The organism is Pseudobacteriovorax antillogorgiicola, assembly GCF_900177345.1.
GTDB classification, from domain to species: domain Bacteria; phylum Bdellovibrionota_B; class Oligoflexia; order Oligoflexales; family Oligoflexaceae; genus Pseudobacteriovorax; species Pseudobacteriovorax antillogorgiicola.
The window spans coordinates 20,708-35,514 of record NZ_FWZT01000022.1; the positions used below are offsets into that span (position 1 = coordinate 20,708).

A 14,807-nucleotide genomic window follows, 5' to 3' on the forward strand; every position below is an offset into this window, starting at 1 on the left:
TCAAATTCCTAAAACTTGGGGTGTAGGGAGAAACGCACGATTCGCTATATCATATCCAAAGCTACGAAGTTGCTGAGATCGAAATACGGCTGCTGCACCTTCCATAAGATTTAGAGCAACCTGATCGACACTCCGATTTTCTATAGCTTCTAGAAAACTACCAGCAACCCAGTCATTGAAAGCTCCCATTGCAGGACCACACCATATTTGATAATCCACTTGGCGGTCGGCCTGGCCTTGGATGGGCCATTGGCTCGACTTACCTAAGTACCAACGAAAGATGAGTGCCATTTTATATTTGGGATCAGTTTCAGCTTTCGCAAGCTGCCTGGGATCAATCTCTTCAAAGTAGCCCTCGGTCTGACGCCAAACATCATCCAGATCCATCCGAAACACGGTTGCTTCAAGTTGCTTTCGGGTTGCACTGGGAATGTCCTCGATACTGTCATAGTCCCGATAAAGCTTGTAGAGCTGCGCGCCACGAGGAGCCATCATCGTTCCTCGCTTTAAGACTTGTACTTTGACTCCCATTTGAAACATGTCTGCTGAAGGCGTCATGGTGATATCGGCGATTTGAGCCTTGCCCAGCATCTGTTTGGCATAATCTGAAATACCAGCTTCCACGGTGCTTTGATGCACAGACCCGATGACTACAAAGGCAGCTCCGAGGCTATAAGCTGCTGCGATTGCATTTGGAGTTCCTAAGCCTCCAGCAGCACCTAACCGAATTCTATCTTGATACTGATGCTGTTCAATAAGATGGTCTCGAACTTTTTGAATCGCAGGAAACAGAGAACCTAGGGGCCGATTATCAGTGTGTCCGCCGGAATCAGATTCGACGATTATATCTTCTGCAACAGGTACCATTCGTCCCAATGCAGCTTCTTCCTCAGTTATCAATCCTTGCCTCTTCAAGTCATCAATGATGGCTTGAGGGGCTGGGGATAAGAATTGTCTGGCCACTTCAGTTCGCGAGACTTTGGCGAACACCCGGTTGCCTCGTTCAACTTGATCTCCGTTCTTGCGCAAGCCTTTAAGAGCGTAGTAGACAATGCTAGGTGTCATCTTCATAAATGCTGAGGCCGAAACCTTCTTCACTCCATGTTTCAGATAGAGTTCCACAACTTGGGTTTCCAACTGCGGATGCTCGGGAGTATGAATCAGGTTCGCACCGAAAGGCAGGCCTTGAGGCTCAAGTGAATCTTTGATTTTTGTGATCTCTTGCTCAACGACAGAAAGGCTTAAGCCCGCTGCCCCAAAAAAACCCATCATCCCGATTTTTGCCAGCTTGATCACTAAGTCAGCAGAAGCGATACCCCGAGCCATCGCACCACCGACATAGGCAAACCTTGTGCCATGCACCTGCTGAAACGAGCGATCCCCAAGCCACTCTGGAAAGGATGGCGGTAAACTTGCCACCTTCTCCAAACGAGAGGACCCATCACCAAGCTTTGGCTCTGACACGGGAAGAATCCCAATCATATTAGTGTTGTGATCCCAAATAACAGAGCAGGCTTCACGATGAAACCCTGGTGATAGAGAAGAGCTGGGCCCTCCAAAGTCGAGTAGAGGTTGATACTGAGAATCGACAAAGCAGGTCATAATTCGTAGCTCCAAGGCAAGTAGGGGTGATGCAGCTTTCCACAGGTTCGTTGTTATATGATGAAAGACATTAACAAGAGCTGAGGCATAAGCGGAAGCCCCCTTAGTGCGAAGTATCCCTTCGAAGGGGTATCTTCAGGGACAAATCGCTTACCTGGAAATGATTTTGGTCATTTGTATTATTTTTGTAATTGTGAGAGGTAAAGTTAGAGTAAAGAAAATATCTGAGTCATAGAGCTTAGTGCGTCCGCAAATGCTTTCTAGGGATGTCCTTTTCGTTACCCTTCTACGGAAGAAATTGACTCCCGTGAACTTGCTATCTCCAGACCATTAGTGCGTTTGAGTCAATGAGGACCTACTTTGCAAGTATACCCAAGACCAACACAGAGATTAGTATTATCGAGATCTTATCATCGGATGCCCGAGGTTTGGAAGGATGGTAGAGCTTAGCCGTGCTCCAAGTCACCCAAATTAACAAAACCAGAATGCTTCTAAACCATCAATTCGTGGTCCCTATTCTGTGCTAAAAATTTCCTTTCATTGTTCTAAAATTCCCACCGATGGCAGCTGTAATTGAACACCAACCTCAAAGGATACGTGTATCATGAAAGCTCTGATTATAGACGACAGCCCCACGATCTGCACCGTAGTAGAGTATCTTCTCCGCCACCAAGGGTGGGACTGCGAGGTTGCCCATTCCGCGAAGCACGGTATGGAGCTTCTGAGTTCTGATGGCCACCAGATAGATCTGGTAATTGTCGACCATACCCTCAATCATATCGATGGATTATCGGTTTTAGAAGAGTATCGTAAGCAGGGTCGCAGCACCAGAAGCATACTCCTTTCGCAAGATGATCGCGATAGCATCGTCGGCCGGGCCCAGGATCTGGGAGCAACCTGTTGGGTTCATAAGCCTTTATCGCTAGACAACATGAAAAAGGCAATCGAGTATTCTTTGAACACGAAGTTTTAGATTTTTGCTAAGATTTCTAGGTGGCTAGCGAAGTACCTAAAGCTTCGCGTCCAGAATCCGAGCAATGGATTGTATGAGGATTTTGACTAGAGGTTCATCATGAAATTCTTCTCCTCACTCGTCGTCGGTTTAAGCCTAGTCGGCTGTGCCCATCAATCTTCCATGAGTGCAAGGTCCTACTCTGGCCCCCACGAAGAGCTTGGTCCGGTCTTAGAAAGGGAATCTCAATTGTACCAAAGCGGCTCCCACTGCGACCCACACCGCATTTATGGTGAAACCAATCAGGTTTTCGGGCCTTTTTCGGTGATCGGTTTCGAAAGAAGCTTTGGTAGTAGCAGCAGCAAAACTAAAGTAGTTGCCGAATATCATTGTGCACCATAGTCTGGGATAAGCGAAAGCACGACCATCTTATTTGGGAGTGCTTTCCTTGGCATAAACTCTGGAGCAATGGAGTACGCGATGGCAAAACCTTTGATGTGTGACCCAAGCCTTTTTAAAAAAGACCTCAGCAAGCAAGTCTATATTGTTACTGGTGCAAACTCGGGAATTGGCCTTGTTACAGCCCAGCAGCTGGCAAAGCAAAACGGACAAGTTGTATTCGCCTGTCGGCGGACGGAAGAGGCTGAAAAAGAAATCGCCCAACTTGCTGCACAAGGCCTACCGAAGGCGAACATGCGCGCACTGAGCTTGGACTTGGGAGATCTCAGCTCCGTTCGCTCCTTTGTGAAGGAGTTTCTCAGCCACTACGATCAACTTCACGGCCTTGTGAATAACGCCGGGGTTATGAACACGCCGCTTTCCCGCACTAAAGATGGCTTCGAAATGCAATTTGGAATCAACCACTGCGGTCATTTCCTTCTAAGCCACCTGCTTCTCGACACCCTGAAAAAGTCGAGCCCCGCGCGGATCGTCAACGTATCCAGCTGCTTTCATGACAAGGCCATGGGAAAAACAGGCTTTATACATTTTGATGATCTAAATTTCGAGAAAGCCTCTTACAATGGATGGGAGGCTTATGCCCAATCCAAATTAGCAAACTTGCTCCATGCCAAAGAACTTGCCAAACGCTTGCAAGGAACAGATGTGATCGCGGTGAGCGTGCACCCTGGTTGGGTTCGAACCAACCTCGCCAAACACTCCATGCCTCTTTGGGTTCAGAATATAATTCTAAAGCCAATCTTTCGGCTGATGGGAATGATCGAGCCATGGGAAGGCGCTCAAACAACACTCCATTGCCTGCTAGCAGATGACATCAAGCAGCATAACGGCGCTTACTTTAGTCAAACCGGCACCTATCGCAACCCTCGTCTCAACAAAGGGGGTTGGCCACTGACCTCACCCAATGAGCATGCGAATGACCAGGGAGCAGCAGCCAAACTTTACGAAGAAACTGCGCGACTGGTGGGTGCTAGTACGTGATAACACCCCGGCGAGGTATCTTACTCTACCTCGCCCTCATCCTAGGATTGCTGATTTTTCGCTGGCTGATGACACCATCATTTATCTGGCCACTGGAAGACTTTGTGGTTTCGTCAAAGTACAACAGCTTTCGTAGCCTTTGGACAAGACATAAGGGTATCGATCTTCAGGCTCCAGCAGGAACTCCTGTATTAGCCATCGGTGATGGAGTGGTCGTATTTTCCGGTATTCAAAAAGGCTACGGTAAATTAGTGATCATTCAACAGGATCATTATCAGGTATTGTATGGCCACCTAAAAGAAATCAACGTTGCAATGGATCAAGATATTAACAAAGGAGATACCATAGGGTTCGTTGGACAAACAGGGAACGCAAGCAGCGCCCATCTGCATCTAGAAATTCGGGATCCTCACAACGGCCCTATCAATCCCCTGAATGTACTCCCTACTCCACTTCGTTGACTACGAGACTTTCTTTAAGTTTAAACGGATGGGCATCATTGATGCTTCAAAGTGGACTGCCATCAAATCTACGATAGTCCCTTTGATGTCAAACTGAAATGTGACCCATCCATTTTTAGATAGACCCTTTGCTTTAGCAAAACCCTCATCAGCATTGACCTCAACAACCCTCAGAGTCAAGCCATCGAAAGCAATGCTTTCGTGTAAGATCATATAGCGCTCTGACAGTAAGGAAGTGGGATCGACTTCATAACTATCATCAAAGCGATAAGTTCCAACCAACCAAGATTTAGCCTTCCCCCGAACCGTGAGTTGACCTCTACTGTCAATCGTGTAGTGAGCCTTTCCTACCGCTCGTAGCGAGTTTTTAGCTAAGACCATAGTTCCTTGCTTGACTGACGCAACAGTAGAACTACTTAAAAACATCATGACAAAAAGCAGAATGATTTTTTGCATATGTCACCTCCTCGCTGTGAAACATGCAATGAACCTACCAAGCCATGTCTTTGAAACAATTGTGAGTTTATCCAGTCTGCTCTAGACTTTTCTCCATAGGTGTAACCTCTAGGACACTGTTACGGTGGATTTAGATACCACTCAATACTGCATGGTGGGGGTTTTATTGTTACTGGGCAGTAAAGTTTGAGAGACTGCTGACGGGTGTTCAACGCACCTACCCAAAATCGCGATTCATTTTTTCTAAATAGGCTCGACAGGATCTTCGAAGGATTTATACTGTCCCATCATATTCTCTTTACAAATCATCTTTACAGTGTGGCAATCATTCAAATCGCCACTACAAAGGATTGTCTCATGAACGATAATCGCTCGTCTTTGGATCGTCGCAGTTTTCTGTCTGGATCAGTATCATCCATGGGCGTGTTGAGCCTTGGAACCACTTTCACTTCAATGGCATCAGCAAACCCATGGTTTGAAACTGCATCACTGAAATCCATCGGCGCATTACAACGCCCTGACAGCAATGGCATTCGCTTACCTGAAGGCTTCACATCCCGGCAAGTAGCAAACTCAGGCTCCACAGTTCGTCGGGACGATGGTTCGTCTACCGGCTACCGTTGGCACGATGCTCCGGACGGAGGCGCTGTGTTTGGAGTTTCTGATGGAGGCTGGATCTATACATCAAACTCGGAAACAAGTTCCAATGGGGGGGCGGGAGCCCTAAGGTTTAATGGCAAAGGTGATCTCATCGATGCCTACTCTATTTTGAGTGGCACCGATCGTAACTGTGCAGGCGGTCCCACTCCTTGGGGAACCTGGTTATCCTGCGAAGAAACCAGTCGCGGCCAAGTCTATGAATGCGATGTATTTGGTCGCGGCGCTAGCTTACGTCGAGGTCTTGGAACCTTTAAGCATGAAGCTGTTGCCATCGACCCTGCAGCCAACCAAGCGTACCTCACGGAAGATACCGGTGATGGTTGCTTCTATCGCTACACCCCCAGCTCCATTTCCAATGGTGTGATGAACTTGGATCAAGGGCTTCTTGAAGTTGCTATCGTCGATGGTCGCGGAAACGTCGACTGGGCCGAGATTTCAAACCCCAACCCCAGCAGTCGCCAAACGGCCACTCGCTACCAGGTACGTAGCGCTACGGAGTTTGATGGCGGAGAAGGCATCTGGTATCATGATGGTGATGTTTATTTCACCACGAAAGGTGATAATCGCGTCTGGCGCTACAACATCCAAAGCCGCACTATCGGAATCACCTACGATCGACGCAGCTCTTCAAACCCCATCCTAAGTGGTGTAGACAATGTTACCGTAACCAGCGATGGTCATGTTCTTGTTGCAGAAGATGGCGGCGATATGCAGATCGTGGTCCTCGGGCCTTATGGAGATGTCTATCCACTTCTGCAAATAGTTAATGAGAGTTATTCTGAAATTACCGGCCCGGCAATCACCCCAAGTGGTGATCGGATGTACTTTAGTTCTCAGCGTGGTGGCACACGACGGGATGGAGCTACCTACGAAATTCTAGGCAAGTTTGGCTAGAAGGATTAAAAAAGAGGTGCAGGTCAGTTTTGAACCTGCACCCTACCACTTGAGTTTATAGTCTCTTTTCTTCCTGCCCCACATCTTTCGAGATGGGTTTATCAGATCCCTCTGGAGCCCTGCGGTAAACAGCTAGGGTAAGACCACTATCTTGGTGCTCAATTGTTTCTATGTACTGGTATAAGTTAGATTGCGGCAAAGCCTGACGAGCACCCGGTAGAAGGTATGCCTCCTGCTTCCTCCCCACATCGAACTTCATGTTTGTATAGTCGGCTACAAAGTACTGGCCAATTTTTCCTGAGGCAACCACGCGCCCTCCATCTTGATAGCCATGGAAACCATTGCGAGTCATGGTTGTTGGAAGTTGACGACGTTTGGTGTCAGAGTGAACGTCGTAGCAGGTCATGGCAATAGCCGCAGGATTGAGGAAGCTACTTAAGCCAACAATGGCATTTGTCTCTGCTTTGTAGGTGTGATGACAGATCTGCTCAGCAAATTGCTTGAAGCTTGGTTCGATAGTATAGAAGTAGAAACGCTTCTGTAGGTAATCGCGATTGACCCCAACCTGAAGCACTAAGATTGCAAAACTAGCAAAGCCGGCGATACGAGCCACCCAAGGTGCCCCTGTGGACCAAAACTTAAGCAATGGATGGAAAAGTAAAGAAAGGCCGAAGGCGCCAGTAAGAAATAGGAAGGGGGCAACTGTCAGTAGGTAGCGCTCTTGATAGTTGGGATGGCTTAAGACCAAAATCAAATTAAAGATCACAATGCCAAGCAAAAACTTGATTTTCACAGGCAGCTTGCGCCAGCTAAACAATGTCAGAAGAACTCCAGCGACCATCAAATAGCCTAGCAGGGGCGTCGCACTGTAAAAGTTTATAAAAGAGCTAGGATAAAAAGTGAGGGTTTCACTTGAAAAGAACGACTGCTTGCGAGTTGATTCACTAAACAGAAAGATAAAGAACGTTGAAAAGAATGGTGGATAGGACATCCATAGAATGGCCGGTAAGATAAAATAGCGAAATACCGGGCGCAGTTGGTCAGGTGCATTCCAAAGTTTTGACCAGTAGTGCTTGAGTTCGTTACGCTGAAACATCAGCATCCGAATGATGATTGTTAGGATGAGGAAGTACAGAGGATTGCCAAACACCTTCTCGATCATAACAATATGGCCGGCAAGCTCAAAGCGAATCCCTACAAAGTGAACGTAGGTAAGGAAAGCAGTATAGCAGTAAACAAAAATCGAGAACGGATGCTTCCAGCGAATGTGGTCGACTAAGTAGAATACAGCATCAGCTATTGGCTTACGAAAGCTAGCTTTGCGAAAGAACTCACACGCTAACATCGGCAAGAAGATCATGATCGCGTAGTTGAACTTTGCAAAGAACAAGACAGTTGCTGATATAACAGCCTGATTCCAGTATTTTGGATCTTCTCTATCCAGGTAGCGGCTATAGAGAATAAATGTAAGCAAGGTCAAAGCAATACCTGGAACTTCAAGCATTACTTGAATCGAGTAATCGAGAAAGGCTGGGCTCACCATCAAGGCTCCCGCAGATAGTAACCCGATACCAATCCCCCACTTACGATCCAAACGAAGGCCTGCAAAGAAAATCATGATGACAGCCAAGATCGAGAATAGTGCTACTGAGCTGCGGGCACTGGCAATGCTAAGGTCTGTGAACAAGAGGTACATGGACTGTAAAAGGGGTACCACGGGCGGCCAAAGAGCGCTGTTATGAATCTGTAGGAAAAACTGGTGGATGTCCAATTCTTGAAAAGCTTTTGCGAAATGGATTGCGTCTAGTGCATGGACAGCTTGGTCCCAGGCAGCTGGTCGCTCTCCCCAGCCGTCCAGGCTCATCATCTGCAAGGCTCCCTGCGCCCCAAAGTATGCCACCATCCCCAGGGCGAGGGCTCCAAAAAGCCAAGACAAGACACTACGCCCACCATCACGAGGATCACTATTTTCTGCCATAAAAGGGGTCCTTTCCCACAATCACTGTTCAAAACGTCTCATTACTAAGGCATAGCGGAATGTTTCATAATTTTCTAGATATTCTTTGGAAGATAGCAGGCTAACACGGGAACCTTACTGTGTGTAAGGCCCCCTTGGGAAAGTGTTTAGGAAGCGACACACTTAGAGACAGGAGCCGATCGATCCCTCAGCGCAGGTCCGACCATCAACCCAAGTAACAAATGATAGGTCCGCACCACTGAGATTTACGGAGTTTAGGTCTGCTCCAGTTAAGTTAGCATATCTCAAGTTGACATAACTAAAATTCGCAGCCGTGAGATCCGTGTCGGAAAGGTCCGACCTGGCTAGATTTGAGCGGCTAAGGTTGGCGGCTCGAAAACTGCTCCGTTCGAAGCGAGAGTTAAAGAATGCAAACTCTGACAAAGTCATGCCATCAAAGGTCTCGTTCACACTAGAGCCGGTCCTTGTTTTCCACTCACCAAGGAGGAAGCTCAAGCCATCAGGGCTCATTTCCCATAGCTGATAGGTATATATTTGATCCGGCAGGAGAGGATCATCAACAAAATTTCGGCTCTCTCCCAAGTCTACAGGCCCTTGGTCTAAACTCACCCGATTCAAAATAGTACCAAGGCGGGGCTCTTCCGGCGGCTCAGTGCCTTCACCCCGAACGAGGACAAACTTATTTCCCGGAGTAAGATTGTGCCTGGTTTCAACCTCTACTCTGAGATTAAATGGGGTGATCAGCAACAAGCCACTATCAAAGCGCCCCATTTCTAAAAGACTCGATACTGTTATCGATTCAGATTCCACACGGTTCTGGCTCGGCTGGTCGAGCTGATAAGATACGATGGTATTTAAGATCTCTGGCAAGCGACCATTGGTGCTAACAAATTTCACAAAGAACTGCGCGCTTCCTTGCCCTTCGGTGGAGACAATGTCTGCCTGTGAGTTCCATTGCCATTGCACCGTGTCTCCTGGCGCTAGCTCAACAAGATCCTTTGTCCCGCCCTCTAGGAGGTCGATGGCCAGCGTTGACCCGGTTTCATCTGAGGTGACGGTCGCAGAAAGATAGGTTCCTGAGATATTTGCAGGAATAGAGACAGTATCGCCTTCATCGATTGGCTCGCTTATCTTTATGGAACCTTCAGTGTCAAGCTCCTGCTGTTCTTCAGGACGGCTTTGGAAGCCCTTAGAATCACAGGCCTGAATGAAAATCCCAAGGTATCCGATGAGAAATCCGGCACGGATGATTTTTAAAAACATGATTTTCCTATAGCATGCGTTTATGTGTGTGCTTGTAAAGATATCGGAAACTCAAGGAGTGATGTTCATCTAAACTTCTTAACTACTGATTTCACCGTATAAATTTCAATGATTTCCTTGATAGGCTCTAAGGCTCACAATAACTTAAGGTAGGGTCTTACATTCATACTATAAGAAAGATTCAAAGTTCGATAATAGTTCCGAAATAGAGTTGCTGCTCACTTAAGGCTGAATCCAAGGGTCCCTTCATGGAAATAACAGTTAGCCCGGATACGAATCGAAACTCCCTAGAATACTGATACTGGGCTCCAAACGTAATACCAATGCCTGCATAATTAGATTGGATCGATTGATACTGCCTCTGGTGAAACGATAAGCCTACAAAAGGCCTTAGCTTTTCAGCACTCATAAAATTCAGGCTATTTTGCCCAAGCTTCATGGGACGATTGAAAGTAAATGGATAATAGTTAAACTCAAGATCAAAACCATAGCCAATATCAGACGAGTCTATCCCAAGTAAATATAAGGAATAGGAAGGCTTGACTGAAAAGCGGTTCATAAAGGGAATCTCGTAGACAAGACGAAAATGCCCCAGATTTGCGAGGTTTGTATCTCCAGCAGACGTAGTGCTTTTAATATTAAAGTAGCCCAGAGTAGCCCCTATTTCAGCTCGCAGAGGCGCACTGAATAGGGAGACGGCTAGTACCGCAACTTTAAGCCACCTTCGGTCCATCCACGTCGCCTTCCTGGGGTTTGCCATCAGACCCTGTTTCAATGACTTTGTTGTCAATGATGAGCTGTTTAAACGTGACCGCAACACGCTCTCTCATCTGCCAGACTTCCTCGATCGCAATACCGTCATGATCACAAGTTTTCAAAGTTTCGATCAAGATATAGTTCTTGGCTTTACTGAGGTGTTTTGTAATACCAGAGCGCAGACTGCGATTGATGTTAAATAAAGCTACACCCCAGTTTTGAGCCGAAACAGCATTGGCCAGTTTCTCAAGATCTTCGTCTTCAGCATCGAAGATTGGATAGAATGGAGGCCTCAAAACATGAATGCTAGCATCTGGCTTGGAAGCTTTATAGATATCTCTTTCTTCATCTAGGGTACAGACCCGCAAGAACTTAAGCAGCCCTCGCTCATGCTGATACTGATCCAGCATCCCTAGATCGAAGTATGGTTTTAGTTCCAAACATCGATCCAATATGGGCTGAATCTGCTCAGGCTTCATGGGCGGTGGCTTAAAGTCATGCTTCAATAAGATCCCCCAACCACCAGGAAAACTTTCCCGGGCTGTAGGTACCGAAACTGTAGTTGGCATCCACGCGAGAATTCCTAAGGCATCCCGCTGCTCCATCCCCTTCACAATCTCTTTTAAGCCATCTCCTAAACGCCACAGGGCAATCAAAAGCTCGTCCCAAAGAATATGTTCTGGGCTACGCTTACGATAGGTTAGTTTCAGGGCAAAGTTATAGTGTTCAATATCAAGAGGAGCTTGTTCAAAAAAGGTTTCAAGCCACTTGGGACTGGTCCCTCTTTGAAAAATTTTCTCTTGTAAGTCCTTTGACATTTCTTGGATTATAGTTCCTAGAAACTTCGGATCTTTCTGTGCTAGGTCCTCAAAATCGATCATATCATCCAGGGTTGGGAATGCATCGTCTTTCTCAATGCGTCTTAAGGTTTCTTCCAACTTCTCTGCAATCTTCATCGTATCATTGAATTGCATCCCCGACGACATCTGCCCAGAGCCACTCTTGTTAGCTGCAGGCGCCTGCTGATTATTCAACTGAGGCTGCGGTACCGGAGGTGGCGGCGCTTCTTGCTTGCCACTCGATTTGCTAAGCCCTGATTCGATTTTACCACCAATAATACGGGCTACGATCATCCCACCGATCGACAAGATCAGCAATGAACTTAGGATCAAGGCAACCAGTTCCCAGGAAATGATAGAGCGCTTCTGCCAGTTCTTTCGGTTGAACTCTATGGTATCTCTGCCAGGTATAATATTAAGATTCGAAAATAGAGACTCCCTGAGTTCGAACAACTCCTCGTCAGATACATATTGAGGCATGGTAATCCGAATAGCAACTCTCTGAATTCGAGGAAGAAGATCGTGGACCCCTTTATTGGGATCATCCCATTCATCCTTAATCTGCACCCCAGTCATGCTATAGTACGGCAGTTCGTTCTGGCCCAACACGGAATTAAGTTCCGATTGACTCCTTCGTAGAGGTGTCACAGTTAGGTTGACAAGCACCGGTACACCAGGAAAACGATTTTTTACGAAGTCGATAGTTTTCTGGCTCAAATGAGCTTCGACTTCTGCAACTTTAGGATGCTTGGTCGTTTGACCTTGCCAAAGCAGAGTCAAAGCAAAAAGAAGGATATTTCGCCTAAATGCCATCATAGGTTTTGCACCGGTTCGATAATAAACATGATTTTTCTAGCAAGTGCTAATCGCTCCTCTCGTGACTGAGGGTCTTCCCCCTTTAGCAGCTTTTCGTTTATACCGTGTCCCATGAGTCTAACTCGCTGGGTAGGTATCCCAACTTTTGCTAGGACTCGCTGAGCGCTCACTGCGCGCAGAACAGAAAGTTCCAAATTGTCGCGAAAGTGATACTTGGCTGCCATCACTGGCCGCTGATCCGCAAAACCTACGATGTTCAACCGAGTCTTGCCTGCAAAGGGGAGATATACTCCAGCAAATTTCTCGATAGCCTCAAACCCCTCTTTGGTAAGCTTGGTACTGGCACTACCAAAAAATGAGATGGTCGGGAACATAATAAAAATCCGATCATCCATCTTGAAGGCTTCTGCTTGCAAAGCCTGGAGCTTGATAATATTTTTTCTATGACCACTATCATCAGTGGCGACGGGTTCAGAGCCAGTAGGAGTTCCTTTTTCCTTAAGTGACTGACCCTGAAGAGATTGCAGAGATTCGTTACTGACACGCTTCTGTTGAGGCGGCTTCTTGGCAGCAAACTGCCCCTGCCCCTCGTGTTTAATAGGAATAACTTTATTGAGGATCTCCATCAGATGCTCACCTAGAGAAGGTTCATCCTTAATAGGATCAGCCTCGTGCTGGGGAATCTCCTGCGCACCTCCTCGTTGTTCCATGGCTTGCTCACCTTCAGAAGAAACCAAGTCCTGCCCCTCCGCCTTCATCACAGCTGCGGCAAGAAGAGACTCTTCCTCCGCCTCCGCAGAGCTTAAAACAGTATCCCCAACATCTTTCGTCGCCTGGGTTGGAAGCTCCTTATCAAGCTCTTCCATTGTCGCTAGCAGAGATTCAGCGAGTAAGGTATTTCCCTTTTTAGGTGGTTCAATACTAAAAAATAGTACGAAGAAGCCCAGTAGTAGCGTGATCATGTCACCATAGCTAATAAACCATGTGCCCTCACTAACTTTGCGCTCTTTTTGTTTGCCACGAACGATCGGTTTCATGCGCTCATCTCCTCCGATATCGCATCGTCGAGAATATTCACACGCTTACGCTTCGGTAGGAAGGAGTTAAGCATCTCTTGTGACTTGAGGAGATCCACACCTTCTGCGCACAAGAGCACGGCTTGCATGGCAATTTCTCCCTGGAACCTCTCTTTATCAACCTGTTTCTCAAGCGCTTCTGCAAAGGGTGATATGATGAAGTTTGCAAACAACAAGCCGTAGAGTGTCGCTACCAGTGCAAGGGCCATCTTTACGCCAGTTTGAGCGGGATCAAGACCTTCGGTGATAGCACGCATCAAGTTCACCAAGCCAAGGACTGTTCCCACAAGTCCAAAGGCTGGTGGATACTTGGCGAGGTTTAAAAAGAATGCTGAGACCATATCCCGCTTATTTACAAGCTGGTGTAATCGTTCTCCTAGAATGGTTTGAATATCTTCAGGGGTGAATTGTAGTTCCAGCAACTCTTTTCCATCGAGATATATCTCATCAGCAATGGTCTTCGGCTTGTCTTTCCGGTAGGCTTGGGGATTGCGAACAAATACCAATGCCTCTTCAATAAAGCGTCGTTCCGCTCGCTGTAACCCAAAGAGGACTCCCTTAAGGCTGGTGACAAAGTAGCCCCAGCACTGCCAAGGGGCTGAGATAATACCGACAGCAAGAGTTCCACCAAGTACCATCGTCAGAGCTACATCGTCGAAATACATCGCAAAGTTCTGATCTAAGAAGAACAGGCTTAAACGAAGAAAGGCAAAGGCTAGCATGGACCCTAATATATAAGTCATGGTCCTACCTCTTCAGTGGCTTGGCCAGTTATCTGCCTTAGTTTCTTGACCATAATTGCTGTTTCTACGTTCTCCTGGTCCAGAGCCAGTGACTTTTCATAAGAGGCCAACGCTTGACTAAACTGCCTTTGTAAATAAAAGATATTACCTTGTAAGTCATATAAAACACTGACGAATGGAAAGGTTGAAATGAGATTGCTGATCTGGACACTGGCCACCTGAAGATCACCCTTCAAAAGGTTTGCCTGCGCGATCGCGACTCCTTTACTAAGGTCAGTAAGACTTTTTTTCGAGATCTTTTCACATTGATCAATAGTCTTACCTGAAAGCTCGTTGTTTAACTTAGCTTCCTTAGCTAGAGTCACATTGATCGCGTGGTCAGAGGCAAAAAATGTCTTGGGAATGACAAACCGTTGCTCTTCGTAGCCATCCAAATCCACCTCAACGATGAGAAAGTCGTCTTGGGAGAACACTTGCTGACTAAGACTAACATTGAGCGGTGCCTGTCCTGTTTCTTTAATATTGCCCCTCGGGTCTTTAACAGTCACCGTGCTAGCGACAGGCTGCGAGGTTACGTTCAACGATCCGGTCACCGTACAGGCCGAGAGCAAGATCGCAATCATGTATCCTAGCAAAGTTCGCAAAATAGCACTCAATGATTTTTTACGTCTAGGATGATTCATCGTTCGAATTCGTTGAATCTTTACATCTCGCTACCACAAGCTTTCAATAAATAGCCGTTTTTCCTCTTGAAAGAAAAAATAGTTACTCAGCAATATATAATTATTATAGTTAGTTACCGATACTCGCAGGTAGAATTCGCCTCTGAAGAAATCTTTGGTCACGAAATCAGTAGAATTGTCGATGGTGA

Annotated in this window: 14 protein-coding genes; 5 read left to right on the forward strand and 9 right to left on the reverse strand. The window is 46.7% G+C overall.

Annotation, left to right across the window (positions count from 1 at the left end):
* A complete protein-coding gene (locus tag B9N89_RS23530; protein ID WP_132323303.1) occupies positions 1-1,602 on the reverse strand; it encodes a PfaD family polyunsaturated fatty acid/polyketide biosynthesis protein in 1,602 nt (533 codons plus the stop codon).
* A gap of 604 nt (positions 1,603-2,206) precedes the next feature.
* Between B9N89_RS23530 and B9N89_RS23535 the strand changes: the two genes are divergently transcribed.
* The 4 genes from B9N89_RS23535 to B9N89_RS23550 all read left to right on the forward strand — a co-directional run bounded on the left by B9N89_RS23535 (position 2,207) and on the right by B9N89_RS23550 (position 4,455).
* Complete coding sequence (locus B9N89_RS23535) at positions 2,207-2,575, forward strand: response regulator (protein WP_132323305.1); 369 nt, start codon at positions 2,207-2,209, stop codon at positions 2,573-2,575.
* 99 nt (positions 2,576-2,674) lie between these two features.
* Positions 2,675-2,956 (forward strand): hypothetical protein, encoded by a 282-nt coding sequence (locus B9N89_RS23540; RefSeq protein WP_132323307.1) that lies wholly within the window; start codon positions 2,675-2,677, stop codon positions 2,954-2,956.
* A 78-nt stretch (positions 2,957-3,034) separates the two neighbouring features.
* On the forward strand, positions 3,035-3,994 hold the full coding sequence (locus B9N89_RS23545; RefSeq protein WP_159455592.1) for an SDR family oxidoreductase: 960 nt from the start codon (positions 3,035-3,037) through the stop codon (positions 3,992-3,994).
* Positions 3,991-4,455 carry a M23 family metallopeptidase gene (locus B9N89_RS23550; RefSeq protein ID WP_132323311.1) on the forward strand — a complete coding sequence of 155 codons (465 nt, stop codon included), beginning with the start codon at positions 3,991-3,993 and terminating at the stop codon, positions 4,453-4,455. The genes B9N89_RS23545 and B9N89_RS23550 overlap by 4 nt, the downstream gene beginning before the upstream one ends.
* Here B9N89_RS23550 and B9N89_RS23555 read toward each other — a convergent pair whose 3' ends face one another.
* The gene (locus B9N89_RS23555; protein ID WP_132323313.1) at positions 4,456-4,911 is read right to left on the reverse strand and encodes a hypothetical protein; all 456 of its coding nucleotides are present in this window, start codon (positions 4,909-4,911) and stop codon (positions 4,456-4,458) included.
* A 357-nt stretch (positions 4,912-5,268) separates the two neighbouring features.
* Here B9N89_RS23555 and B9N89_RS23560 point away from each other — a divergent pair, with 357 nt between their 5' ends.
* Positions 5,269-6,465: an alkaline phosphatase PhoX gene (locus B9N89_RS23560; RefSeq protein ID WP_132323315.1), complete on the forward strand. Its 1,197-nt coding sequence runs from the start codon at positions 5,269-5,271 to the stop codon at positions 6,463-6,465.
* Positions 6,466-6,520: 55 nt separating this feature from the next.
* On the opposite strand, the gene B9N89_RS23565 is transcribed toward B9N89_RS23560, so the two are convergent.
* The 7 genes from B9N89_RS23565 to B9N89_RS23595 all read right to left on the reverse strand — a co-directional run bounded on the left by B9N89_RS23565 (position 6,521) and on the right by B9N89_RS23595 (position 14,619).
* On the reverse strand, positions 6,521-8,443 hold the full coding sequence (locus tag B9N89_RS23565; RefSeq protein ID WP_132323317.1) for a glycosyltransferase family 39 protein: 1,923 nt from the start codon (positions 8,441-8,443) through the stop codon (positions 6,521-6,523).
* A 162-nt stretch (positions 8,444-8,605) separates the two neighbouring features.
* Positions 8,606-9,706 (reverse strand): pentapeptide repeat-containing protein, encoded by a 1,101-nt coding sequence (locus tag B9N89_RS23570; protein WP_132323319.1) that lies wholly within the window; start codon positions 9,704-9,706, stop codon positions 8,606-8,608.
* Between the two features lie 181 nt (positions 9,707-9,887).
* Positions 9,888-10,439, reverse strand: a complete 552-nt coding sequence (locus tag B9N89_RS23575) for a hypothetical protein (protein ID WP_132323321.1) — start codon at positions 10,437-10,439, stop codon at positions 9,888-9,890.
* Entirely contained in the window at positions 10,420-12,117 is a 1,698-nt protein-coding gene (locus tag B9N89_RS23580; protein ID WP_143478256.1) for a hypothetical protein, read from the reverse strand. The genes B9N89_RS23575 and B9N89_RS23580 overlap by 20 nt, the downstream gene beginning before the upstream one ends.
* Positions 12,114-13,154, reverse strand: a complete 1,041-nt coding sequence (locus B9N89_RS23585; protein WP_132323325.1) for a flagellar motor protein MotB — start codon at positions 13,152-13,154, stop codon at positions 12,114-12,116. Before B9N89_RS23585 ends, B9N89_RS23580 begins: the two co-directional genes overlap by 4 nt.
* The gene (locus tag B9N89_RS23590; RefSeq protein ID WP_132323327.1) at positions 13,151-13,936 is read right to left on the reverse strand and encodes a motility protein A; all 786 of its coding nucleotides are present in this window, start codon (positions 13,934-13,936) and stop codon (positions 13,151-13,153) included. Before B9N89_RS23590 ends, B9N89_RS23585 begins: the two co-directional genes overlap by 4 nt.
* Positions 13,933-14,619: a tetratricopeptide repeat protein gene (locus B9N89_RS23595; RefSeq protein WP_132323329.1), complete on the reverse strand. Its 687-nt coding sequence runs from the start codon at positions 14,617-14,619 to the stop codon at positions 13,933-13,935. The genes B9N89_RS23590 and B9N89_RS23595 overlap by 4 nt, the downstream gene beginning before the upstream one ends.
* Positions 14,620-14,807: the final 188 nt, after the last annotated feature.

Bases quoted from the DNA above. Each gene is read 5' to 3' on its own strand.
- B9N89_RS23545 (WP_159455592.1), top strand. From the start codon at position 3,035: ATGGCAAAACCTTTGATGTGTGACCCAAGCCTTTTTAAAAAAGACCTC.
- B9N89_RS23540 (WP_132323307.1), top strand. From the start codon at position 2,675: ATGAAATTCTTCTCCTCACTCGTCGTCGGTTTAAGCCTAGTCGGCTGT.
- B9N89_RS23580 (WP_143478256.1), bottom strand. From the start codon at position 12,117: ATGATGGCATTTAGGCGAAATATCCTTCTTTTTGCTTTGACTCTGCTT.
- B9N89_RS23565 (WP_132323317.1), bottom strand. From the start codon at position 8,443: ATGGCAGAAAATAGTGATCCTCGTGATGGTGGGCGTAGTGTCTTGTCT.
- B9N89_RS23530 (WP_132323303.1), bottom strand. From the start codon at position 1,602: ATGACCTGCTTTGTCGATTCTCAGTATCAACCTCTACTCGACTTTGGA.
- B9N89_RS23590 (WP_132323327.1), bottom strand. From the start codon at position 13,936: ATGACTTATATATTAGGGTCCATGCTAGCCTTTGCCTTTCTTCGTTTA.
- B9N89_RS23560 (WP_132323315.1), top strand. From the start codon at position 5,269: ATGAACGATAATCGCTCGTCTTTGGATCGTCGCAGTTTTCTGTCTGGA.
- B9N89_RS23575 (WP_132323321.1), bottom strand. From the start codon at position 10,439: ATGGACCGAAGGTGGCTTAAAGTTGCGGTACTAGCCGTCTCCCTATTC.
- B9N89_RS23585 (WP_132323325.1), bottom strand. From the start codon at position 13,154: ATGAAACCGATCGTTCGTGGCAAACAAAAAGAGCGCAAAGTTAGTGAG.
- B9N89_RS23535 (WP_132323305.1), top strand. From the start codon at position 2,207: ATGAAAGCTCTGATTATAGACGACAGCCCCACGATCTGCACCGTAGTA.
- B9N89_RS23570 (WP_132323319.1), bottom strand. From the start codon at position 9,706: ATGTTTTTAAAAATCATCCGTGCCGGATTTCTCATCGGATACCTTGGG.
- B9N89_RS23555 (WP_132323313.1), bottom strand. From the start codon at position 4,911: ATGCAAAAAATCATTCTGCTTTTTGTCATGATGTTTTTAAGTAGTTCT.
- B9N89_RS23595 (WP_132323329.1), bottom strand. From the start codon at position 14,619: ATGAATCATCCTAGACGTAAAAAATCATTGAGTGCTATTTTGCGAACT.